Annotated in this window: 19 protein-coding genes; 10 read left to right on the top strand and 9 right to left on the bottom strand. The window is 49.1% G+C overall.

The features are described from left to right. The first annotated feature begins 74 nt into the window (after positions 1-74). From N7386_RS14960 to N7386_RS14930, 7 genes are all read left to right on the top strand, one after another. Positions 75-2,288, top strand: coding sequence for a TonB-dependent receptor (locus N7386_RS14960; protein ID WP_126511631.1), 2,214 nt, complete (start codon positions 75-77; stop codon positions 2,286-2,288). 134 nt (positions 2,289-2,422) lie between these two features. Then, positions 2,423-2,986 (top strand): alkylphosphonate utilization protein, encoded by a 564-nt coding sequence (locus N7386_RS14955; protein WP_011626751.1) that lies wholly within the window; start codon positions 2,423-2,425, stop codon positions 2,984-2,986. 175 nt (positions 2,987-3,161) lie between these two features. Further along, a complete protein-coding gene (locus N7386_RS14950; RefSeq protein ID WP_126511630.1) occupies positions 3,162-3,698 on the top strand; it encodes a MarR family transcriptional regulator in 537 nt (178 codons plus the stop codon). Between the two features lie 70 nt (positions 3,699-3,768). Beyond that, complete coding sequence (locus N7386_RS14945; RefSeq protein WP_086902337.1) at positions 3,769-4,782, top strand: succinylglutamate desuccinylase/aspartoacylase family protein; 1,014 nt, start codon at positions 3,769-3,771, stop codon at positions 4,780-4,782. A gap of 48 nt (positions 4,783-4,830) precedes the next feature. Continuing rightward, a complete protein-coding gene (locus N7386_RS14940) occupies positions 4,831-5,457 on the top strand; it encodes a fumarylacetoacetate hydrolase family protein (RefSeq protein WP_126511629.1) in 627 nt (208 codons plus the stop codon). Between the two features lie 4 nt (positions 5,458-5,461). Beyond that, positions 5,462-6,070, top strand: a complete 609-nt coding sequence (locus N7386_RS14935; protein WP_126513225.1) for a Crp/Fnr family transcriptional regulator — start codon at positions 5,462-5,464, stop codon at positions 6,068-6,070. Positions 6,071-6,203: 133 nt separating this feature from the next. Next, positions 6,204-6,722 (top strand): YgjV family protein, encoded by a 519-nt coding sequence (locus tag N7386_RS14930; RefSeq protein ID WP_279769430.1) that lies wholly within the window; start codon positions 6,204-6,206, stop codon positions 6,720-6,722. Here the strand turns inward: N7386_RS14930 and N7386_RS14925 are convergent. Next, positions 6,719-6,961, bottom strand: coding sequence for a hypothetical protein (locus N7386_RS14925; protein WP_023265783.1), 243 nt, complete (start codon positions 6,959-6,961; stop codon positions 6,719-6,721). The two genes, N7386_RS14930 and N7386_RS14925, sit on opposite strands and share 4 nt — an antisense overlap. Positions 6,962-7,224: 263 nt before the next feature. On the opposite strand from N7386_RS14925, the gene N7386_RS14920 reads away from it, so the two are divergent. Both N7386_RS14920 and N7386_RS14915 read left to right on the top strand, forming a co-directional pair. Further along, positions 7,225-8,034: a hypothetical protein gene (locus N7386_RS14920; protein ID WP_279769425.1), complete on the top strand. Its 810-nt coding sequence runs from the start codon at positions 7,225-7,227 to the stop codon at positions 8,032-8,034. A gap of 124 nt (positions 8,035-8,158) precedes the next feature. Next, positions 8,159-8,575, top strand: a complete 417-nt coding sequence (locus N7386_RS14915; protein ID WP_279769423.1) for a DUF3224 domain-containing protein — start codon at positions 8,159-8,161, stop codon at positions 8,573-8,575. A gap of 133 nt (positions 8,576-8,708) precedes the next feature. Here the strand turns inward: N7386_RS14915 and N7386_RS14910 are convergent, their stop codons facing one another. Together N7386_RS14910 and N7386_RS14905 are read right to left on the bottom strand one after the other, a co-directional pair. Then, positions 8,709-9,257, bottom strand: a complete 549-nt coding sequence (locus N7386_RS14910) for a BON domain-containing protein (RefSeq protein ID WP_133180769.1) — start codon at positions 9,255-9,257, stop codon at positions 8,709-8,711. A 271-nt stretch (positions 9,258-9,528) separates the two neighbouring features. Next, entirely contained in the window at positions 9,529-9,993 is a 465-nt protein-coding gene (locus N7386_RS14905) for a hypothetical protein (RefSeq protein WP_279769416.1), read from the bottom strand. Between the two features lie 254 nt (positions 9,994-10,247). Here N7386_RS14905 and N7386_RS14900 point away from each other — a divergent pair, with 254 nt between their 5' ends. Further along, positions 10,248-11,657 (top strand): sigma-54 dependent transcriptional regulator, encoded by a 1,410-nt coding sequence (locus tag N7386_RS14900; RefSeq protein ID WP_279769415.1) that lies wholly within the window; start codon positions 10,248-10,250, stop codon positions 11,655-11,657. A gap of 74 nt (positions 11,658-11,731) precedes the next feature. On the opposite strand, the gene N7386_RS14895 is transcribed toward N7386_RS14900, so the two are convergent. The 6 genes from N7386_RS14895 to N7386_RS14870 form a co-directional block, all read right to left on the bottom strand. Further along, positions 11,732-13,429: a diacylglycerol kinase family protein gene (locus tag N7386_RS14895; protein WP_089067385.1), complete on the bottom strand. Its 1,698-nt coding sequence runs from the start codon at positions 13,427-13,429 to the stop codon at positions 11,732-11,734. Between the two features lie 153 nt (positions 13,430-13,582). Further along, positions 13,583-13,777: a hypothetical protein gene (locus N7386_RS14890; RefSeq protein WP_011623423.1), complete on the bottom strand. Its 195-nt coding sequence runs from the start codon at positions 13,775-13,777 to the stop codon at positions 13,583-13,585. 22 nt (positions 13,778-13,799) lie between these two features. Next, positions 13,800-13,976, bottom strand: a complete 177-nt coding sequence (locus N7386_RS14885; protein WP_089067386.1) for a DUF1328 domain-containing protein — start codon at positions 13,974-13,976, stop codon at positions 13,800-13,802. Positions 13,977-14,402: 426 nt separating this feature from the next. After that, complete coding sequence (locus tag N7386_RS14880; protein WP_011717716.1) at positions 14,403-14,717, bottom strand: DUF6572 domain-containing protein; 315 nt, start codon at positions 14,715-14,717, stop codon at positions 14,403-14,405. A gap of 675 nt (positions 14,718-15,392) precedes the next feature. Then, positions 15,393-17,039 carry an eicosapentaenoate synthase subunit PfaD gene (gene pfaD, locus N7386_RS14875; protein WP_089067388.1) on the bottom strand — a complete coding sequence of 549 codons (1,647 nt, stop codon included), beginning with the start codon at positions 17,037-17,039 and terminating at the stop codon, positions 15,393-15,395. Between the two features lie 128 nt (positions 17,040-17,167). After that, a complete protein-coding gene (locus N7386_RS14870; RefSeq protein WP_167373690.1) occupies positions 17,168-23,065 on the bottom strand; it encodes a beta-ketoacyl synthase N-terminal-like domain-containing protein in 5,898 nt (1,965 codons plus the stop codon). Between the last annotated feature and the right edge of the window lie 7 nt (positions 23,066-23,072).

Genomic DNA, 23,072 nt, shown 5'->3' with positions numbered 1-23,072 from the left:
AATAATTCTCATCTTTAACTTTGATGCCTATAATGCCGCCCTATTTTTTACACTAGGTAACAGGGGATGGGGAGATGGGATATCAACCTAAGAGCAGGATAGCGACAATAATGATGGGTTGTGCGGGTTTGACGGTATTACCTGCGTTGCCACTCAATGCCAAGGAGGTATTGGGAGCACCTAAGGTCGAGCCCATCGAGATATTACAAGTACATGGCCAGCAATATCGCCGAGCGACCACTATGACTAAGCCGGGTGAGGCGATCATCTCGATGGAGCAAATTGAAGAGATGCAAGCGACCACATTTGCCGAAGTCATCGATGATATGGCCGGTGCCCATGTTGATGGCGGGACTCGCAGTGGTGGTGAGCGCATTAACCTATGGGGATTTGGCGAAACCGAAGATTTTAATATTTATGTCGATAACGCCCCCGTGGGATTTGAGCAGTATCGCTATGGTTCGTTCTTCTTAGATCCCGATTTAATCAAGCGAGTCGAAGTGATTAAAGGGGCCCACGATGTCCGTTCGGGTAACGGCGGCTTTGGTGGCTCCATGTATGTAGTCACAAAATCTGCAGATGATTTTTTAAATTACAATCAAAGTGTTGGAGCAAGAGTTAAAACCAGTTACGCCAGCAATAACGACGCCAAAAGTTACACTGGAACCCTTTATGGCCGAGCGAATCGACAACTTTCAGGCTTGTTGCACGTCACTCGTCGTGATGCGGGGGATGTGACGCTCGCTAATGGTGATGAATTTGAATATTCAGGTTATGAGCAAAATAATTACCTCGGCAAACTGGATTATGAGCAGGGCGATCATCAATTTATGTTGAGCCTGACCCATTACCTCGACGAAGGCCGTAAGCCTTGGGCCAATCGCCGCGGTCCTATGCCCGCGATTTCTGACTACAACATCCGTAAATATGGTTCCTATGAGCAGGCGCTCTATGCCACCACGGCCTACAACACCTATGAAGACAATACTTGGTCGGCGAATTATCGCTATTCACCGAATAATCCTTTAATTGATACCCAGATTGTGATTTCCCATTCGGCGAATGCGCGCCATTGGATCAGGCCGCCAATTGCGTGGGAGAAGATGACTGTCTCCGTCGGCAACTTCGGCCATGAATCTTGGCTGGATTACAAGCGTGACTACATTGACATCAACAACTTAAGTATTGTTGGGGATCATGAGATCACCACAGGGTTGCAGTTCCGTAGCCTCGATAGGGATTCAATGGTCTTTAATAAAAGTTATGAGAAAAATCCTGAGAAAAACTACGGTTGGTACACCCCTTACTATCAGCCCGAAGGACGTCAGGATACCTATGCAGTGTATTTACGCGATGCGATTAGTGTGACGGATGAACTCACCATCACCCCCTCGCTACGGTATGACTTTATCTATAGCATTGGTCGCCCCAACATTGCCCCCGATTACAACGATATCGCGGCAGGGCACGACTACAGTTCGACCCACCATTCGGGCTTTTCACCGCGATTGGGTATCGACTACCAGTTAACTGCTAATACTCGAGTGAATTTCGATTACGCCTACAGTTTACAGGCGCCAGTGGTCGATGAAATCTATGCGGTGCAATACGCCAAGGCGAGCATTACTGGCACGAGTCGAGATATTGATGTTGAGCGTCTGCACGCCTTTAAACTGGGCTTGATGACGCAGCAAACCCATCTTTTTGCCGCCCAAGATACGCTTTCAACCCAAGTGACCCTCTTTGCTAACTTGGGGCGGGATGATATTGCCCAGCGCCGCGGGGCAAAGTCCGACCCAAATCAAGCGATTCAAAGTGGTTACACCAATCTTGACGGCTATGAGATCTACGGTACCGATCTCGAGTCCCAGTACCGTTATCAGGATTTCTTCAGTGACTTAGTCGTTTCTTGGTTACAGGGCGAGCATCGGGGATCGCTCAGAGACAGCCAAGGCGAGGATGAATACCTTGCTAACATTGCGCCGCTGGATATTCGCCTGCGTGTGGGCATGTACATTACCGATGACATTTCAGTCGCTTGGCAAGGTACTTGGTACGATGCGCAGGATAAAGTGCCTCAGGGGGATATCTTTAATGCTGAGTCCCCAAGTGAGAATTACTTCTTACAAAATATATATTTAGCCTACGAGCCTCAAGAAACACTCAAAGGGCTAAGCGTGCGCTTAATGGCAAAAAATCTGACGAACCAGCAAGTGACGCCGTTTCTGTCGGATGGCATCCCTGCGCCGGGGCGAGATATCAGACTCAGTTTAGCTTATGAATTTTAAGGATTAAATGGCAATTTCAAGGATGGGTAAACAGATAACTCATATAAAAAATAGGGTTATCTTGCCTTCCCCCCTGCCGTGAAAAGCCAATTTATGGCATAATCCGCGTTTTATTACGCATGTAGACAGAAAAAATGACTGAAAATGAATTGCTAACTCGCTGTGGCGGCAAATGTGAACTCTGCGCAAGTGACGTCGAACTCTCTATTTATGACTTACCGGCTTCCGATGGTCATGAAAACGAGATCATGATTTGTGAAAATTGCAGCAGCCAAATCGCAGCGCCGGATACCATGGACATGAACCACTGGCGTTGTCTGAACGACAGCATGTGGAGCCAAGTCCCGGCGGTTCAAGTGATGTCATATCGCATGCTGAAACGCCTAAGCAGCGAAAGCTGGGCGCAGGATTTACTGGATATGCTGTATCTGGAAGAAGATTTACGCGCTTGGGGCGATGCCGAAGCGGCTGCCGCGAGCGATGATACACCACCGACCTTAGACAGCAACGGTGCTGTACTGAACGCTGGCGATACCGTTGTTATCATTAAAGATCTCAACGTTAAAGGCACCAGCTTTGTGGCAAAACGCGGCACCGCGGTTCGCAATATCTCGTTGACCAACAATCCAGAGCATATCGAAGGCCGTGTGAATGGCACTCGCATCGTGATCCTGACCTGCTTTGTGAAGAAGTCGTAAGTCACTACCACTAAAGCTTGTTTGAACACTGAACCGCCCAATTTGTATTAATTGGGCGGTTTTTTTATGCAGAATGCAATCTTATCTCTCCACGAAAAGCCTGCGCATATACAAATCGTTTAATTAGGCGATAAAATGTGAGGCATGTGAAGAATCTTTATATAGAGATAAAGCTATGGTAAACGACTCGCAATCACCCGATGCAAAACAACAGTCGACTTCCGCTAAAGATGGATTAGATAACATCCTTGGGCAGTGGCTGGCTCAAGGGGTGACAGAGGATCTAGTGCCAATGGCGGTGTTAGGGCGCATCGCGCGCCTGACTAAATATATGGAAAACGCTATCGCCCTGTGTCACGGCGAATTTGGCTTAGGTCAGGGGGAGTTTGATGTGCTCGCGACCCTCAGACGTTCGGGCGAGCCTTATATGCTATCGCCTTCGCAGCTGTATCAGAGCATGATGTTAAGCTCTGGCGCTATGACCAGTCGCTTAGACCGGCTTGAAAATAAAGGGCTGATTGCCCGTGAGCACAGTAAGGAAGACCGCCGCGCCGTGCATGTGTCGCTCACCACCGAAGGCAAGGCGTTGATTGATGCGGCGCTGCCCAAACATATTCAATGCCAAAGCGCGTTATTGGCTGGGGTGCCTAGCGCCGAGCGCGCAATATTGCAGCAGATTTTAAAGACTTGGCTTGCTCACTTTGAACGTTAATTGACCCAGTTTCTGGGGATGAGAGACAAAGTGTTGTATGGCGTCTTAGGGATAGCATCAGGGAGTGACTATGGTAAAAAAACGCGAAGCGTTTGAAATTGAAGGCAAGCGAGTCATTGCGGGCACGCAAATGGGGATAAAACTTCCCGCCGCTAAACTCTATACCGATACCCAACTCGATATTCACGTGGAAGTGTTCCATGGCCTTAAACCTGGCCCGACACTGTTAGTCTGCGCCGCCATCCATGGCGATGAGCTCAATGGCATTGAGATCTGTCGGCGCTTGCTTGGACGCGTCAATCCTAAGAATTTAGCCGGCACCCTGATTGTGGTGCCTATAGTCAATGTGTTTGGTTTTATTCAACAATCCCGTTATCTCCCCGATAGGCGTGACCTCAATCGTTGTTTCCCCGGCTCGAGCAAAGGTGCGCTGGCGAGCCGTTTAGCCAACCTTTTTGCTACCCAATTATTAGTGCACGCAACCCATGTGATTGATTTACATACGGGTGCTATTCATAGAGATAACTTACCGCAGATCCGCTGCGATACCAGTGATGCAACCATGTTAGCCATGGCCAATGCCTTCGGCGCGCCACTTATCATGCACTCCAAGGCGCGTAGCGTGTCGATGCGTGGCTATGCGAATCAGCAGGGTATTCCCTGTATTTTGTATGAGGCGGGCGAGGCGCTGCGCTTTAGTGAACTGGCGATTAAGTCGGGTCTTAAGGGCGTACTCAATGTGATGCGCAGCCTTGGTATGCTCAAGGGGCGAGTCAGTAACAAGGTCGCCAGCGTGAGTGCAATACGCAGTTATTGGGTTCGCAGTGAGTCCGATGGTTTAGTGAATATGAAGCTTAAACTCGGGCAGCGGGTCAATAAGGGGTATATCATCGCCCATATTGTGAGTCCGCATGGGGGCGATAGCGTAGCCATTCGCGCCCCCACCGATGGCATTATCATTGGGATCAGCAATATACCTGTGACCAACGAAGGTGAGGGCATGTTCCACATTGCGCAGTTCGAGGGGGATGAAATTGAAATCGCCAACGAACAACTCGATGAATTTTTAATGGAATACGCCTGATATTAACTGTGCCATAGCTTTACAGCCAATAGCCCAATGAGGAGTCAAATGAAGACTGTTAACGTCGGTAATAAACAGATTTGCCCGAGTAAAATTCTTTGTATTGGGCGTAATTATGTCGACCATATCCACGAGCTGGGTAATGACATTCCCGAAGATATGGTGGTGTTTTTCAAGCCCAACTCGGCGATTAGCACTGTGCTGCATGCTGAGCATTTAGGCGAAGCGCTGCACTATGAAACTGAGCTGTGTTTTATCTATCAGCAGGGGCGTTTTAGCCATGTTGGGGTCGGGCTGGATCTCACTAAGCGAGAGCTGCAAAGCAAACTGAAAGCCAAGGGATTACCCTGGGAAAAGGCCAAAGCCTTCGATGGCGCGGCGCTCTTTAGTCCCTTTGTTGCTATCGATGATGCCAGCGCGGCATTTGAATTTAGCTTGACGATCGACGGGGCGTTAACCCAAGCGGGCCATATTGAGTTAATGATCTATAACCCGCAGACGATTCTAGAAGAATTACAACGCTTTACTACCTTGGAAGACGGCGACATTGTGATGACAGGCACCCCGAAAGGCGTCGGCATCATTCCACCGAATCGGGTATTTAAGGTGGCCTTAGGCCTAAAGGATGCGCCAAACCAAGCGCCCTTGGTCGAATGTGAATGGCAAAGCCAGTAATGCAATGACGGCGCCCTCTGCATCGGCTCATCAGGCGACTAGTGAGTGGGCAATCAACCCCCTTTGGCAATATTTGCTCGCTTTAGGGGCAGAGCCTGAGCATTTAGCGTCGCTACTTACACAAGCAAGGGCGCTTTCATATCAACCTGGCGAGTGCTTGTTACCCCAAGGCGAGCGTCAACCCTTTGCCTATTTTGTGGTGGATGGCATAGTGCGCGCTTGTCACTATACCCAAGAGGGCAGTGAGCGCTGCAAGGAGTTTTACTTCGAAGGTGAGCTTTGTTTCTTATATCGCAGTTGGTTAAAGCAGGATATTGCGCCCTATCAGCTAGAAACCGTCAGTGCTTGTCGGTTAGTACAAATGCCACTTGCCGTGTTAAACGAGCCATCGATGCAGCGAGTACAACTTGCACTACTCAAACAGCAATTATTGTATAAAGAACAAAAAGAAGCCTTTTTGCTGCTTAACACACCAGAGCAACGTTACTTACATTTACTCGAGCATTTTCCCCTCTGGGTTGAACGTTTAACCCATGCCCAACTGGCTAATTATATTGGCATTACTGCGATTAGCCTGTCGCGGATCCGTAGACGTTTGCAAGATTCAGTATAAACAGCCATCCAATTAACTTAAGTTAATGCGCTTTTTGGTCATCCCCTGCATGCTCCTCGGCTATCAGTCTGAGTCATAGCGGAATGTATTGGCTTATTTCATAGGCCGATATCGAACCCTAAAGGAGCCTATCTTGAGTGCTTTTACCCTGTCGCAACTATTGGTGGCGATTGCCATCGTTTTCGATTTGATCTCGTTTCAATTTAAGTCGCGTGAGCGCATCGTCGCCTGCTTATTCGTCTCGGGAATCTTAATCTCCATCCATTTTTGCTTATTGGCACAATGGACTGCCGCAGGGCTAATGGGGATTGCCAGTGTGCGTTACCTCACCAGTATTTTTACGACGTCTAAAAAGGCCATGTGGGGTTTTAGTGGGGCTGCGGTGCTGATGAGCGGCTTGACCTACAGCGGGCTTGTGAGCGTGATAAGTTGTATTGGAACGCTGTTTCAAACCCGCGCAGCCTTTTGTCAGGCGGATAAAAATCTGCGCTTATTGATGATAGTCGGCACCAGTTTTTGGTTGTGCCACAATATCTTAATTGGCTCGCCTGTGGCGGTATTGATGGAACTGCTGTTTATTGGCAGTAATCTCGTGGGGTATTACCGCCATTATTTTCGTGGACAATTGCACTCGTCCAAAAGGAAGGCTTAGATACCTGCTACGGCCTCCATGTCTAGCTCGATATCGGTACAGCCTTTGGGGCAGAAAATACCTGCTGCCTGCTCGGCTTTAGCTGTCTCCGGCAAGATGACTTTGAGGGTTTGATTACAGCTTGGACATTGCACAGGCTTACCTTTAAATACCCGTTTTATCAAGTTTTTCTGTTCATTAAACGAGTTTGCAGTGGTTTGGTTTAACACAGCAAAAGGGCTGGTCGATGCATTGGTCATTGGCGATAAAATCCTTAAAAGCTCGGCAATATTTTTATGGGATTGATGCATTTTACGGACAGAATTATAGCCCGATTGGGAACGGGAATGAAAAGTCTAAATCATATATATGTCAGCATGGGTTAACTTGCTGAACTTGTGCTGACTAAAAGCAAAAATAAGCGGCTTTGACCTTGTAGGAAGAGCAATTTTTTGATGCTATCAGCAAGGCGGTTTTTATCATAAGAGTGAAACATGCCGCGACTAGGATATTGGGGGAAAAAATGAGTATGTTTGTTAAATTAACGATAGCGGCGACTGTCCTTGTGCTCAGTATTCTTGCCGCGGGCATTTATCGTTTTGATATGACCAATGATGATATCTACATGGTCATGGAAGATGGCCAAGTGCTGCAATACGATGAGGCCATGGCGCAGGCCGATGCTAAGGCAAAAGCCAAAGAGACGGCATTATCTTCCAATGAAGATGCCATCGAATCAGTGGTGCCAAGTGAGGTCAAACCGGTGGCGAACGCCTCCGAGGTGATGCTGAAACTCTTTAGCTTAAATACGGCCAATCCCTTTGAAGTTAAGCTGCCCGATAGCCAACTGCCCGTGGTGTTGACGCACTTTATTAAAATCAAGCAAACGGAATTTGCGCTGGGGGATTATCAACAAGGTGATGAAAAGGGCAGGGTATTGCTAGATTATATGCGGATCACACCGCTTAATTTTGATCCAGCATTAGAACCCGATACCCAAAGCGATGTGCCATTGCAGGATGATCCTAAGCAGCAAACCATGCCCTTTGTGGCGCCTTTTATTGTCAAAAATCAAGGTTCGGGGGTATTTGTGTACCTCGGTTTATTCAGCTTAGATTATGGCCAAAATCGATTACAGCACTTAGGTAGTGTGTTTATTGGCGATCGCATCGAAGTCGATAGTATTGAACCCGTGTATCCCTTTGAAGCCCCATTTAAAGTTGCTATCACCTATCGCGATAGGGCGGCTGGTCAACCTATGGCAGAGGAGCCGAATGTGGCTAAAACCCTTGAAGTCGGTGTGAGTGAGTCGGAAATCAAAGCACTGAATTAGGTTTATATCTGGGCTTATGCTAAGTTAATTTTACCTCAGCTACGGCTGAGGTATTTATTTCACTTAGCGGCTGGGAAAGCTAAGGTTTTGGCATAAAACATAAAATTAAAACAAGGAGCGTGTCATGGAAATGACCAAAGTCACGGGCAAATTTGATGTTAAGCTCAATCCCGAGAATGCCTATGCCACAGGTGTGGGCGGCGTGAACTTGGGCAGAATGACCTTAGATAAAACCTTTTATGGTGAGCTAGAAGCTCGCAGCCAAGGCGAAATGCTCAGTGCTATGACAGCGGTAAAAGGCTCTGCGGGTTACGTGGCGATTGAGCAAGTCGTGGGAAAACTGTGCGGCAGACAGGGCAGTTTTGTGCTGCAACATTTTGGCATTATGACCGATGGTCAAAACCGATTACACCTTGAGGTTGTCCCCCATTCAGGCGCGGGTGAGCTCGTGGGGCTATATGGCACTATGGCGATAAGCATCGAAAATGGACAACATTTTTATGAGTTTAGCTTCTGCATCGAACAGGAAGCCGAAGCCTAAGGCATGATTAACATGACATCGCGCCGATAAAACAAAACCAGCCGAAGCTGGTTTTGTGGTTTTTGCCCGAGTGACTAATATCAAGCGTTGAATTGGCAAGCGCTGAATTAGCAAGGGCTGCATGTCAGGACCATTATGAGGTTTTGACTTTGATTTTATCGACGACCTTTTTCACATCATCGGTATTTTTGGCAATGGTCAGGGCTAATTGACGCTCTGCATCGCTAGCCACTTCACCCTGCAAGGTCACTACGCCATCGGCAACGTCGACATTAATTTGGGTGCCCGATACGTCGGTCGAGAACAACAGACGGGTTTTCACGACTGTTGCAACCTTAGAGTCGGTTAGGGTCTTCACCACCTCACTGGTGCCTTCGTCTTCATTCATCACGGTTAATTTGTTATCGACCCCTTTTACCCCATCTAAGCTTTTGATGAGCTCAGCGGCGAGCGCCTTATCGACACTGCTCTCCACTTGACCGGTTAAGGTGACATGGCCGTTTTTCACGTCGGTCATAATGTCAAAGGAGTTGAGGTTAGTATTGAGCAACAAAGTCGTTTCGGCCTTGCCATCGATCCAAGCATCTTTGGCATCGTCTTTCCAATCCTGTGCGGCGGCCACATTTAAACTGATAGAACCGACAAGTAAGGTGGTTAAAGCTAAAGTTGTCGTGTTTTTCATAATGATATCCTCCGTTGTTATCTCGAAGGAACTAAAGCGTGAATCGTGCCAATATTTTTATCTTACTGATTTTAAATGGGTTAAGTGTTGTTTGCACTTATTTTAGGTGTTTGGCTTAATCGCCAAATCGGCGCTTTTTACCGACAAAATGTAAATATTACCGAGGGTGATTCAGCGATTGGGCTTAAGTGGGATAGGCGTTAAGCTCAAATAGATCGCAGGCAACAAAAACGCGGCTCAGTTGGCCGCGTTATTGGCTGGCATGGCTGCCTTACAGGGCTTGGCTACGCAGGTGTAAGGTATCCAAATGGATTTGTAGCCAGGCAATATCTTCGGCCAATTGGCTGATTAACCTCGGGTGGTTGGCCTTTTTAATTAACTGTTTGAGATGGTTAAGGCGCTGACGCTCAAGCTCACAGAGCACGACGAGGGCATCGGCAAGTTGTTGTTTGATAAGTAAAGCATCGACATCGGCATAGGGCCGAGTCTGCGACGGCGGCACCGAGTTCGGGCTCATTTGTTGTAATGATTGGGCGAGCAATTGCTTAAATCGCGCCAGCATCCCTTGATACGTCTTGATTTGGGCGATAAAAATGCGTTTTAGGCTGTAGTCATCGACAGTGGTATTGGCCCGAGTATAAAAATCCACGCCGGTTTGCGTTAGCTCGATTAACTCATTAACCAGCTTAATATCGGCGCTCAGCTCGGTCTGATGTTGCGCAACATTAGACGTCATAACGACCTCCTGTGGTAGTTTGGGCAGCTCCGCCGACACGGATTGCCCAAGTTTTTTATGGAAATATCAGCTTCATTCAGCTGCTATGCATATTTCGTTCACTTTTTAATGATAAGTTAATGACTTGATTTAACTGATCATATTTATCCATTGTCGCTAGTGGGCTGCTTATTATCGGCAACTCTTACCGTTGAGATTGTTAAAATTTCACGGCTGGCATACAGTGGTGCTTCATTCACAGGGAGTGGCACAAGATGATCCGACCAACGCTTTTCTATCATCTACAGGACTTCGAGACCGAGCAGGCATTAGTGCAGCTCGAGGGCGCGCAGACCTACAACAAGCTACGCAGTACCGATGATTTATCTTGGATTAGTCAGCTGGAGGCCAATCGTATCGATGTGGCGATCATTGAGCTGCCCCGTCTAAGCCGTGAAGATTACTTAGCCTTACTCGAGTCGAGCGCCATTGCGGATGTGGAGTTTATTTTCCTCTCCGACGGCCTGCCGAATCCTCACCTCGATAAACTCTTGTCCAAATACGCAGGCTACCATTTCCGTAAGCCCATCGATATGTCGTTGCTGTGCGAAACCTTAGCGGATTTTGCCCTGCATCTGGTTGCCAATACCTCGACACGCATTCGTCCGTTTGCCAGCGAATTGGACCAATATGGTCTGCTGGTGGGCTCCTCATTACCTATGCACCGCTTGTATCGCACTATCCGCCGCGTGTCGGCCGCCGAGAGTAATGTGTTGATTATCGGTGAGAGTGGCGCGGGTAAAGAACTGGTCGCTAATACCATTCACTTAGCCAGTCCGCGGGTGAATAAGCCCTATATTGCGATTAACTGCGGCGCCTTGAGCCCAGAATTGGTCGATAGTGAACTCTTCGGCCATGTAAAAGGCTCTTTCACTGGCGCGAATCGCGATCATCAAGGGGTATTTGAGCAGGCCGAAGGCGGCACCTTATTTCTCGATGAAGTCACCGAAATGCCCCTAGAGCATCAAGTTAAGCTGTTAAGAGTGCTCGAAAATAATGAATATCGTCCCGTCGGCAGCCCTAAGGTGCTCAAGGCAAATGTGCGTATTGTGGCGGCGACAAACCGCGATCCTTTAGTGGCGATTGAGCAAGGACAACTGCGGGAAGATTTGTACTTTCGCTTAGCGCATTTCCCCATTCAAGTGCCGCCATTGCGGGAGCGTGGGGAAGATATTGTCGGACTTGCGAAGCATTTTCTGGCCTATCGCAATGCGGCAGAAAAACAGAGTAAAGTGTTCTCGCCCTCAAGTTTAGAGGCGATTGCGGCCCACGCTTGGCCGGGGAATGTGCGCGAGTTAAAGCATGCTATCGAGCGCGCTTATATTCTGGCGGACCATGAGATTACCCCTGAGCATTTACAGCTTACGCCCAGTTTGGATAAAGAGGCGACTGCAGAGGAAAATGTCGTGATCCCCCAAGGTATGCGCCTTGAGGAGCTGGAAAAAATCGCCATTTACCAAGCGCTTGAAACGAGTCTGGGCAATAAGACCGACACCGCCGAGCAGCTTGGGATCAGCGTTAAAACCCTCTATAACAAGCTCAGTAAATATGAGCAGGAGTCAGATGCTCAAACTGTTGTTGATGCCGTTAGCGAAGATTCCGTTAGCAATAGCGTCGCCAAGTAGTGACCTACATAAAATGCCTGAAAATAAGCTAATGCATTGATTCAGCTTTTGATTCAGAGTTGATTCTGAATGTGTTAGCTTATTTGGGGCTCTAACTGCGGTTCAGCATTTTGCGCTTGATAGGGCACAAACACCTTCAAAGAGGCGGGCAGGATATCGATATTGAGTTGCTCCGGCTCACAAATCTCGCCATCAATCACATACTTGCATGGGGGCTGACTGCTGATCTTCACCTTTTTCGCGTGGGCATGTTTCACTTTACCCGTGTTGGCCGAGGGCGCAGAGTCGCTATTGGCGGCCTCTTTAATCCAGCCGGTAAAAGCCAGTTCAGCCAGACTGATAAGCTGTTCATTCGGCTCATTATTTGAATCTAACCAAGTGATATCCAACAAGCCGTCGGTCATATTGGGTTCGCCCTTACCTTGGGCGAGTAAGCTGGTAAAAGGTGCGGCATTGGCAACCACTAGGCTGTGGGTTTGCACTGTCATTGGGGTTTGGTCATCTAAAGTCAGCTGCAACTCGAGGTTGGTGTCGGTGTTCACCGCGCGCCACAAACCATCGAGGTAGGCGAGTTGGCCGAGGGCATTTTTACGCTCGCGGCTCGCCGACTCAATCATTTGCTGCTCAAACCCAATGCCGACCAGCAGTAACACCAGTCGCGCATTGCAACGCGCTGTGTCTATGGTCTGTGTCTGGCCTTGGATAATATTATCAAGGGCTTGGGAGACGGCATTGAGCTTACTGCTTAAACCAAAGAGGGCGTGTGACAGGGCATTAGTGGTGCCTAGCGGGATAATGCCTAAGGTGATATCGGTGTCGATAATCTCCGCCGCGACCTCTGTGACTGTGCCATCGCCCCCGCAAGCGATGATGATATCGGCGCCCTGAAGCCGGGCTTTTTTCGCTTGGGTTTGGGCGCTAATCTCTGGCGTGGTGAGCGCTAACTGCACCTCAAAATAGCGTTTCAGCTCAGTGCAAATTTGTTCGCCATGGCTCTGCCATTTACCCGCGCCAGAGACGGGATTGGCGATAATCCAGGCTCGCTTATGCAGTTTGATTTCCCCTTGAGTGTACATCTGCTCCAGCGCTTTGAGTTGCCAGCGATTTAACCCTGCGGTTTTACGAATGCTTTTAATCTGTTGCAGCACCTCGGCGAAGCTGAGCTCGGGGCGGCGGCACATAAGATAAGCGGCCAGCACCATTACGGAGCGCCCGCGGCCGAGCGCACAGTGGATTAATACCCGCTTTTGGGCGCGTACTTGACGGTGTAACCAGTTAATCGCCTGATTTAATTGGGCGCTAGTTGGCACGCTGTGGTCAAGAATAGGGATATTCAGATAGTCGATATGATCCTCATACAGGGACACATCGAGGCCGTCGAATTCGGCGGTGACATCTAAAATAGCGGTAATGCCATAACGATTCAGTTTAGGTAAATCGGCAGCGCTTAAGCGGCTACCCAAGTATAGATATTTATCAATGGCTTGCATTGAAGGCACGCTATCGCGGCGCCGAGCCCAGAGATTATAGAGTCGGCATCCTAATAAAAATGGAATAAAGCCCCAACGGATATACCAAGGGATGGATCCATCCTGACGTTTTCTAAAAATACTGGCGAGATTAAACCAATAGGCCGAGCCGACAAGGGCGAGGGATAGGCTGCTCCATGCCCAAATAAAGGTGAGGATAGGGGAGTGGCCCGTTACGGCAAAATAGCCAAATAACAGTGCTCCGAACAGGTAGAAATACTTAATGTGGATCCTACTCAGCATTGGCATCTCCTCCATTGATAAGCGGCGAGCCTCAGGGAAACCCACTTTATCGTGACCAATAGCTGTCGCGATAAAGTGGCTCGGTGGTACTCAATTGAACTGTGGTTCCCTGATAGGCTCGTTTGCGGGGCTCACTACTCTCCGTCATCCGTCCTAGCAGCGGGTATCTTTCGCTTTAACGCCTTCTTTCAGTTCTTCACAGGCATCTTCAATCGCATTGCCGGTATCTGTGATGGCTTCATCGATTTTTTCGCCTGCGTCCTCGGCGTGATTGTCGCTACAGGCTGACAGTCCAAAGGTTAATAATAAGGCTAAAAATGCAGTGGTAATCATGGTCATAGGTTTCATATCGATTCTCCTTTTATCCAATTTAAGCGCGTGGTACCTTGCCCTTAAGGGCATTGACCAGCAGGGAAATCACAAGTAATACAATAAATAAGAAGAAAATAATCTTTGCGATCCCCGCTGCGGCGCCAGCGATCCCCGTAAATCCAAACAGTCCGGCGATAATGGCCACAACCAGAAACATTAAGGTCCAACCTAACATAGCCACCTCCTTTGTCTTATTTCGGTTTTTCTGTCTTCTTTCACTCTGCATGTTTACATCGAGCGAGCTAGTGGAGTTCGTTGTTGAGAGCTAGTTGAGTAAGTTGAATGTGCCAAGTTGCGTCTTACATCCCGTTATCACTCAATCCCGCAATAAACTCACAATGGGGATATTGCGAGCTTAATGCCAATTTTGAGGTTTTAATTTAATTTATTGAATATTAAGATTATTTTTAAATGCTGTACTGACGGGAGTATTGGTTGATATAAGCGTAATAGGCAATTTTTACCTGTGATTCGGTAAGAGTTGCAGTGAGGAAATAGAGGGAAGCAGCATAAAAAAGCCGATAGCTTTTGAGTATCGGCTTAGATTAAGGTATCGATTGCAAAATTGAGAATACGACTACAGTTAAGTGATACTATTTGGCTAAGTGAAAACCTGATAACCAAACTGAATACCTACTTGATTAATGATGTCTGTGCATTGTGATAGGAACCGCGTTGCTAATGCTGTTGGCTCATATTTGCACATAATATTAATTTTAAACTCTCTCCCACGTGAATCTGGATAGCTTTCAAATACCTCGCCAGACTCGAGAAAAGCCAAGTAGATATTAATCTTTTCCTGAAGGAGCAAGAGATGCTTATCATCCCATTCCAAATGATCTGAGATGGTTAGCACGACGACACCTTCATTATCTATTCCAATGGCGTCAATTGAATCTTGATCTTCTATGCTCATAGATATTCAACTCTAATGGATTGCGGCAAATCTCACCTTCAATAACTTGAAGTGGCAAAACTTAAGTCTTTAATTTTATTGTTTATTTTTGGTTGTGATTCATTTCTATCAGAGCCAGTGCATCAGTACAGTTCTTTTGGGTTTTGTATAACGAATTGTTTGTAATGTATTGAATATTAAGGCTCGATAATAAGGATTATTTGAAATAATGTGCAAAACGATACTTTTGAATGATAAAAATCCTTATTAACAAACCATGATTTATATAAAGTTTTGGGACGATTGCATTTATCAACGTCTCCCACCCAATTTTAAATCTTGCCTCATGTATTGGATTGATTGCAGATAAGTGTTGCAGGCGAGCATTGTCGCGCTACGTTCTGTGACAAGAGTGACCATCGGAAAAAGGGATTTTTCCGTTGAGCCCCCAAGGATGGGTTTACGGCGTGCCACTGAAGTGACAATGCAGAGCGGAAACGGAACTCAGATGGTTTTTTAGATTGATTTGATAGAAATCAACCATGCCGAGCGGATACTGAACTTCAAACAATATTCGAGATTATTTAATAAGTTGCAAGCGACAAGTAAATACTAAATATCCTTTGTACTAAAACGAAGTCAAAAAAGCGGGTTAAGTTTTCACTTAACCCGCTTAATAAGGTTTAGCAAAGCGAATTAGCAGCGTTGCAGTGGTTTCCAGCGTTGCAGGCTGACTGGAATACTTACCCCTTGGGATAACAACAGGTTAATCCGTGCTTGGTAGGCCGCGCCTTGCATCAAATGTTTAGCCAAATCCACAGCATTGCGCTCGCGATAATCATCTAAATAACTACCTTTTGCCCAGGCATTAAAGGCGCCGAGGGCGGGGCCTGCCCAAATCTGGTAATCCATTTCGCGGCCAACTTCACCTGTGTTTGACCAGCGGCTCGAAAGACCCAAATACCAGCGGAAAATCAGTGCCATTTTACGTTTTGGATTATCCAGCGCGCGTTCAATTTGCTTAGGATCGCGCTCATTAAAGTGCGCCACAGTGCCTGCCCAAATCTCATCTAATGAGGCGCGAAACACTTGCTCTTCCAGCTTTTGTCTTTCCTCTGCTGGAATCGCCTCAATCGAATCGTAGCGGGTGTAAATTTCGTAGAGTTTATTGGCGCGCATCGGGAATAGGGTGCCGCGCTTAACCACTTGTAACTTAACGCCCATTTCGAACATATCGGCGGCGGGCGCCATAGTCACATCGGCCATTTCAGTGGTGGCGAGCAATTTGCGGGTATGTTCGCTGGCTCCTGCCTCAACACAGGCTTGATTGATTGAGCCAGTGACAATGAAGGCTGCGCCCATATTAAAGGTCGCCAGCGCCGCATCGGGCGTGCCGATACCACCACCTGCGCCCACACGGATCGGCGTTTTGTACTGGTACTTGGCTTGAATGGTATCTTTTAGCGCCAAAATGGTCGGCAATAGCGTGACCAGAGGGCGATTGTCGGTGTGGCCGCCTGAGTCGGCTTCGGCGGTAATGTCATCGGCCATGGGCACAGATTGTGCCATCAACATTTGATCTTCGCTGATAAGCCCTTCGTTCACTAATTGTTGCAGCATCTTAACCGGGGCTGGCTCCATAAACTTGGTCGCCACCTCGGTACGGCTGATTTTAGCAATCACTTTGTTGCCAATCACAATCTCGCCGTTGGCATCGCGGCTAAGGCCTGCGGCTCGGTAATAGACGATTTGCGGTGTTAAGCCCAAGAAGGCCGAGGCCTCAACCGTACGCACTTGATGCTTAAGGAAAAGTTCGACACTGCCACGCTCAAGCGCTGGCTCGCTCGGGCTGTGGATCAAGTTAAAGGCGTAGGGGCCATTGGGCAATGCCGCTTGAATGCGTTTAATCGCGGCTTCAACGCGCGATGGAATTAACCCTGCCGCGCCAAAGGAGCACAGAATGCCCGCCTGACCTAAGGCGATAACTAACTCTTCCGAGGCGATGCCGTTGGCCATGGCGCCCGCGTAGTAGGCGTATTTCACCCCATGCACACGGCGAAAATTACTGTCGCCCAAGCTTTGGGTGCCAAGGGCGGGGGCGAAGGCACTCACAGGATGCAAACCATTGCTTTTGTGTAAGCTATTGCTGGGTTCTACAAGACCCACCACCTCGGCGCTTTGGGCTATGCCTAGGCCTTTTTCGGCATGATTGACTAAGTAACAGGCTTGATTGAGATCTTTAAGTTTTTTGCCAAGGGAATCGATATCGAAACTGATGGCGGCTTCATCAACCTGCCATGGCCAAGGACTGAGCTTATTATTATCGAGTGTGGTATTCGTCATTTGGGCTATTCACTTTTAGGTGTTTGGGGCCTGAATTTGTTTGCCGCAGTGGGGTTATTCCCTTGCACTGCGGCTGTTGTGTACTGTTTAAGCTAACTTTGGCTAATGCCGCAAGTTAGGCGCTAGCGCTATGCCTCTTCGATACAGATTGCGATATCGGTTACCTCATAAATGCGCAGGCCATCCTTACTCAGGTTGGCATCGCCTTTGATGATGCGTTTTCCGTTTTTATCTTCAATGCTGGTGATATGCACATCCAGCGACATCTGTTTGTTTAATGGATTAATTTGACCGCGATACTTCCATTTAATTTCTGACAGAATTTGGCCAAATTTCGGATTATTGAAGCCTGCGCCTAGGTCTTGGTCTATGGCATAGGTTTGCAGTAATTCGATAATCGCCTCGACGCCGAGTGAGCCTGGCATCACTGGATCTTGATGGAAATGGAACTGGAAGAACCAATCGCTCGGGTCAATAGTGCGCTCGGCGTACAAGTATCCCATTCCCTTCTTACCGCCAGTTTTTACAATTTCGGCCTTGTCGATAAAGTTCAGCTGCCCACCTGCTAGGCGGTAGTGTGGCTTGCCCTGCGGCGCCACAAAACTGCGGCCGTTTTTATCTAACAGATTGATTTGGCTGTCGGCTTTGATATCGTGCTCAATGTGCCAGGCTTGGGTAATTTTACCATTGTCGATCCCCAACTGGTTTTTAAGCGCATCGGCCTTAAAGTAACCGAATACCGCATTACCTCGGTAGAAGGGCTCGCCATCGCAGCTCAGTTCGAAACTAAAGTTTTGAATGATATTGCTGCCAGCAATCACGGTGGACAGCAGGCGCGAATCGTTGACTATGGTTTTACCGCGTAAATCCACTTCGCGCAGTAACTTGCCACTGCCGTCGAGGTTGCGGAAGAATAACTCCTGCCCCGGGAAGCCTAAGGTCGTGCCCATATAGCCCGAGATAAAGCCATTGGGCTGCAATGAGATTTCCATCAACACTGAGTAGGGCATCACACTCGGGTGGCTGTTTTTAGCGTAATACCACGCGTTGCTGGGCACTTCATACTCGGCAATACAGGAGGATGGCTTTTTCAGTTTGCCACGTTTGCCCTCAATGGCCACCACTCGGGTGGTGAGTTGCAGATCGCCGCAGGGCGTACGTGGCGGGATTAAGCCACGGTAAATACTAAAATCGGGGCCGAAGCAGTTTTCAATATCGCCGGTGGCAAACTCAAACAAATGGTAAGGCGTAAACGGCAGGGTGTCGGGCACGCGGTTGGCGTGCTTAGAGCCTGCTGGCGCAATCGGCGCACTTACATGCTTAAGCGGCACAACGCCTTTATTCAGGGGAGCTGAAACATCTGGGATTTGCGCCATCAGTGGCGCTTGTTCCGCTTGATTGTCGATATTTGCAGCTTGCGAATCATTGCCTTGTGAAGAACTGCTCTGCGAATAGCGGGTGCAATCTGCTTCTTCTTTAATCATCACCCCGAGGTTTTGGAAATCCACCACCACTTTGCCATTGAGCAGAATATCGATATTCGCTTTGGCATAGGGGCGAGGGCTCATGCCAATTTCGGTGACTTCCATGCGATAGGTGAGCGTGCCAGATTGTGGCAATACTTGACCGCGGCAGCGCACTTTTTGCGATGCGTTTTCAAGGGGTTGGAAACGACCGTTAGTCACCCCAAGGTGCATACCAATATGCAGCATAAAGAATTGCAGTAACTGACCACAACCTTCGGCCATGAGGGAGCCGGCCATCACTTGGTCGCCCTTGAAATGGCAGGGGAAATACCAATGGTCGGGGGCTAATTGCTTGTGACCTTCAATCAAGCCTAAGCCCCATGCGCCGCCATGCACTTCGAGCTTGCTGACTTGCTCGATCATCAGGAATTTTTCCGAGGCGAAGCACAGTGAAGGTTGGAGGCCAAACTTCGCCTGATGGGCCGCATGTTCACCGCCGAAACAGCCGCCAATGTCAGCGCTCAGTAGACGGTGGATTTGGCCGTAGCTGAAGACCGGTTGCGCGCAGTTAAGTCGCGGTGTGAAGCGTGGCTGATTGCCGTTTCGCGCATATTCATTGGCCAGTGCAATTTGTGCTTGCTCGCGCAGCTTAATTTCGGCCTCGGTGCGGATCACCCCTTTGCCATCGGCCAGTTCTTTATCGGTAAAGAATCCCGCGCAGCCGCCGTCCATTTTTAGGATCAGCTTATCGCCCACGAAACATTCGTAGGAGAAGAAAAACAGCAGGGTATCGCCATTACGGGCAAAGTGGTTGATGGAGATATCGTAGCGCAGGGTGTCACCGCCGCGGGGCAGATCCCCAAGGAAGGTGAGGGTGCAGTCGAGCAGGCGATAGACGCGCTCGCCTTTGTTTTCAAAATCGATACCTAAGTAGCTGATCAGCATTAAGTCGCACTGACCCGATTCGACTGCCACCGCCCACGGAATTTGGCCATCGACCAAGAAGGGCGCATCCATGGGAATGTCGTACTCTGTGGTCATAGTGCTCGGCTGATAGCGGTTCATTTGCGCGTTGAGCTTAGTCACCCGCGAGACTAGCAGATAATCCGAGGTTGGCAGACGCACGCGGCGTGCGTAGCTGTCGATAATGGCGTAATCGGCACCAAAGACCTTGGCAATGTCGCCCTCGGCGTATTCCACCAGATCCTGATAGTTCCAAATGCAGGGCTTAGCCGCAGGAATGGGTGGCGTATAGGGAGCGACATTTGCGTGATCTGGTTTTAGTTCTGGGACTGATACAGCTTGCTGCGCTGCGATGGGAGCAACATTGGCGCTGGTGGCAACATGGGGTGCAACAGACCCCATTTGTGTCGTCTGGGACAATTGCGCTTTTAACAGCGCATCGGCCAGTTTGAGCCCTTGCTCACGGCTCTGTAAAAAGGCTAGGTGAGCTTCGCGGGCCAATTGCTGGTTTTGTAACAGTGCCGCGCTATCCTGCGACGCCCTATCCTGCGCCAAGGGCGCCGCCGAATATTGGTGTGGTGCGTTAGATGACATACCGCTCTCTACTGCTATTGGTGTGGCAAATGGGGTGGCGTTTTCAGCCGTGGTATCAAGTGCTGCGCGCACTGTGGCTACAGTTTGTGTTGCCTGTTGGCCTAAAGGCTGCAACTGGCGCATTTTGCCTTGGATAGTGGCAAGTGCGGGCAGCGGCGTATCCACAATATGTTGATAGATATCGCGGCCACCGAGCGTCACCGGTTTGATTAAGTGTTTTTGCTCACTCAAGGTTAAGTCCTGCGCAAGGCGCTGTTCTAGTTGCGCCGCCTGCGTTGCCGTTTGGCTTAACAGCAGCAGCGAACTCACCCCTTGGCTTTGGGTAGAGACTAATGCCTGCTTATCGGTGTTTTTATTTGAAGCCGCAGACCCGTTCTTTAGGCTTAACAGGGTATTCAAAAGACTGGCCATACCCGCAGCGGCAAAGTTATGCCCAAGGGTATTGGCGACTCGATTGCATGGCGTCCCCATAAGATTAAGCTGCGCTAATAGCTGCTCCGCTGGCAGTTGCTCTTCTGGGGCAATACATTGCTCAACCATATGGATGGCAGCGGGCACTGAAGGATTGGCGATAGCCGTTTCGGTTATCAGCGAATCAAGCAGCTTGGGCAGCTGATGATGTGTGCCAAATGCTTGACCACGAATTTGGCCGTAGCCCTTTTGAGAACTGTTACTCGCTTGTTGACTGTTGCTCGCTTGCTGGCTGGTCAGCACGATAGCGCCCGCACCTTCACCCACCTTCCACTGTGGATTCGCGCTGTTGGCATCGAGATCAACGGCGACTTCGGCGTTTTTCAATATGACCTGTTCAACACTGCCGCTTAAATCCACGGCGGCAATCACTACACCATCGAGTGCCTCTTGGGACAGTAGGTTTTGCGCCACATCGATACAGCGAGCGACCGATTGCTCGGCGGCTGAAATGGTAAAGGCCGGGCCGTTAAAGTCCCACAGCGAGGCGATGCGCGACGCCATAATATTGCCAATAAAGCTGGTGTATTGATTGAGCTTGGCGGCATCGAGCACGCTGTCCATGGCGATAGCTTCGAGGGCAAGGTATTCATCATTGGAGAGGTGAACGCCTTGTTTCTTTAAGCTATCCGCAAGTTGGGTGTGCAAATTCACCCGGCCACGGAATTGGTGCAGTTCAAGCTCGGTTTCCATCGCCACTAACACCGCGACCTTGCTGCCCGCGGTTAACTTGGCATCGCGAATCGCTTCGTCGGCGACTTTGATCAGCAACAATTGCTGGGATATCAGCCTGTCATCCTCATTGGGCGGTACTTTAAAGCGTAAAAAGTCAAAATCAAACTGCTCGATATAGGCGCCTTTGGGCGCGCGATTTAGGCCATATTGGTTAAGGATATCGGGGTGTTTATCTAAGCCTTTCCAGCGGTTAGGTGGCAGCGGGATAAAGGCATCCGTGTGAGCTAATAGCGCCTTATCCAGCGCATTGATGGAGGCCAAAGGCCCAAAATGCGACGCCATGCCGATAACGGTTAATGCTTGCTGCTGATAAACAGGTTTGTTGGCTTGCTTTTCGGCACTGTGAATTGTTGGCTGATAGGATTCCAACAACAGATGGGCATTACAGCCGCCAAAACCGAACACAGACACCCCCGCATGGCGACGATCGTTGCCTGTTTTATCGGGCCAAGCCTGCAACTGAGAGGGGATATTATTACCGCTAAACAATCCCTTAGGCGATGAAATCGGCGCCTTGAGGTTGATACTCGCCGGTAGCTGCCCTGAGCGCATGGCGAAGATCATTTTCATGATCCCAGGCATGCCGGCAGCGGTGAGCAAATGTCCAAGGTTGGATTTAGCCGAACCTATCAACGGCGCCTTAGTGCCGCCGAGTTTATCTTCGAAAAAACGCTCCATCGAGGTGAGTTCAACCTTATCCCCCAGTGGCGTACCGGTGGCGTGGCATTCAATCACTTCGATATTGCTCGGATGCGTGTTGGCGGCGGCATAGGCACGCTCGAAGGCTTGCACTTGGCCCTTACTGTTGGGGCTTAAGACAAATTGGCCCTTGCCATCGTTCGATAATCCAATACCACTGACCACGGCATAAATATTATCGCCATCGCGCTCGGCATCCTCTAAACGCTTAAGCACTAATACACCAGCGCCTTCGCCCGCGAATAAGCCTTTGCTATTGCTATCGAAAGGCGCCGAAATTCCATGGTCTGGATAGGCGTGGAAAATCGAAAATCCCATATTGATAAAGAAGGGATCGGCGCCCGATACGGCGCCTGCGAGCATCATATCGGCCTTGCCCGTGGTTAAATAATCGCAGGCCAATTTAAGGGCATAGACTGAGCTGGCGCAGGCTGCATCGAGACTGAGCTGCGCGCCGCCAAGACCGAGGGCATCGCTTAACAACTTAGAGGCCGTGTGGGCAATGGCGCCGTTGGCGGCCTGTTGCGTGCCTACCATCGACGCATTGGCGAAGGGCGCTAGAGCAAATTCGGATTGATTAAGCTTAGTTTTTAATGCCTTTTCAACCGCTTGATGGTAAATCGGTAAAAACAATTCATTGGAGCTTGCGGTCGGGAACGACAGGGTGCCCATTACAATCCCTGTACGTTCAAGTAATGGCGCCGTTAAATCCACACCCGCATCCAGCAGGGCTTTTTTACTGCAATCTAATGCCCATAAAAAGCTTTCATCGAGCCCATCAAAGGCCGTCGGCGGCAACTGATAACCCAGTGGGTCAAAACGAAAGTTGCGGATATAGCCGCCCTTGTCGCAATAAAATCGGTCGGCTTGGCCTTGAACACCTTGGTAATCAGCTGGATTGGCATTGAGTTTGGCCGCATCGATTTGGCTGCGGGAATCTTTTTTATCCAGCAGATTTTGCCAAAACTGCTCAGGTGTGTCGGCATCGGGATACTGAACGGCAAGGCCGACGATGGCAATCTTTGGCATCGCCTTTGAGCTTTGGCGCTGGTCGTTTGGCACAGCTGTGCTGTCTTGCTGAGTCGGGTGAGCATGCATTTGAGAA

Origin of the sequence: Shewanella sp. GD04112 (assembly GCF_029835735.1) — a bacterium.
Lineage (GTDB): Bacteria > Pseudomonadota > Gammaproteobacteria > Enterobacterales > Shewanellaceae > Shewanella.
The sequence above is the reverse complement of the archived record's forward strand: the minus strand, read 5'-3'. Positions and strand labels throughout refer to the sequence as shown.

Coding starts and splice junctions, on each gene's coding strand:
- N7386_RS14960 (WP_126511631.1), top strand. CDS start 75: ATGGGATATCAACCTAAGAGCAGGATAGCGACAATAATGATGGGTTGT.
- N7386_RS14955 (WP_011626751.1), top strand. CDS start 2,423: ATGACTGAAAATGAATTGCTAACTCGCTGTGGCGGCAAATGTGAACTC.
- N7386_RS14950 (WP_126511630.1), top strand. CDS start 3,162: ATGGTAAACGACTCGCAATCACCCGATGCAAAACAACAGTCGACTTCC.
- N7386_RS14945 (WP_086902337.1), top strand. CDS start 3,769: ATGGTAAAAAAACGCGAAGCGTTTGAAATTGAAGGCAAGCGAGTCATT.
- N7386_RS14940 (WP_126511629.1), top strand. CDS start 4,831: ATGAAGACTGTTAACGTCGGTAATAAACAGATTTGCCCGAGTAAAATT.
- N7386_RS14935 (WP_126513225.1), top strand. CDS start 5,462: ATGACGGCGCCCTCTGCATCGGCTCATCAGGCGACTAGTGAGTGGGCA.
- N7386_RS14925 (WP_023265783.1), bottom strand. CDS start 6,961: ATGACCAATGCATCGACCAGCCCTTTTGCTGTGTTAAACCAAACCACT.
- N7386_RS14920 (WP_279769425.1), top strand. CDS start 7,225: ATGAGTATGTTTGTTAAATTAACGATAGCGGCGACTGTCCTTGTGCTC.
- N7386_RS14915 (WP_279769423.1), top strand. CDS start 8,159: ATGGAAATGACCAAAGTCACGGGCAAATTTGATGTTAAGCTCAATCCC.
- N7386_RS14910 (WP_133180769.1), bottom strand. CDS start 9,257: ATGAAAAACACGACAACTTTAGCTTTAACCACCTTACTTGTCGGTTCT.
- N7386_RS14905 (WP_279769416.1), bottom strand. CDS start 9,993: ATGACGTCTAATGTTGCGCAACATCAGACCGAGCTGAGCGCCGATATT.
- N7386_RS14900 (WP_279769415.1), top strand. CDS start 10,248: ATGATCCGACCAACGCTTTTCTATCATCTACAGGACTTCGAGACCGAG.
- N7386_RS14895 (WP_089067385.1), bottom strand. CDS start 13,429: ATGCTGAGTAGGATCCACATTAAGTATTTCTACCTGTTCGGAGCACTG.
- N7386_RS14890 (WP_011623423.1), bottom strand. CDS start 13,777: ATGAAACCTATGACCATGATTACCACTGCATTTTTAGCCTTATTATTA.
- N7386_RS14885 (WP_089067386.1), bottom strand. CDS start 13,976: ATGTTAGGTTGGACCTTAATGTTTCTGGTTGTGGCCATTATCGCCGGA.
- N7386_RS14880 (WP_011717716.1), bottom strand. CDS start 14,717: ATGAGCATAGAAGATCAAGATTCAATTGACGCCATTGGAATAGATAAT.
- pfaD (WP_089067388.1), bottom strand. CDS start 17,039: ATGACGAATACCACACTCGATAATAATAAGCTCAGTCCTTGGCCATGG.
- N7386_RS14870 (WP_167373690.1), bottom strand. CDS start 23,065: ATGCATGCTCACCCGACTCAGCAAGACAGCACAGCTGTGCCAAACGAC.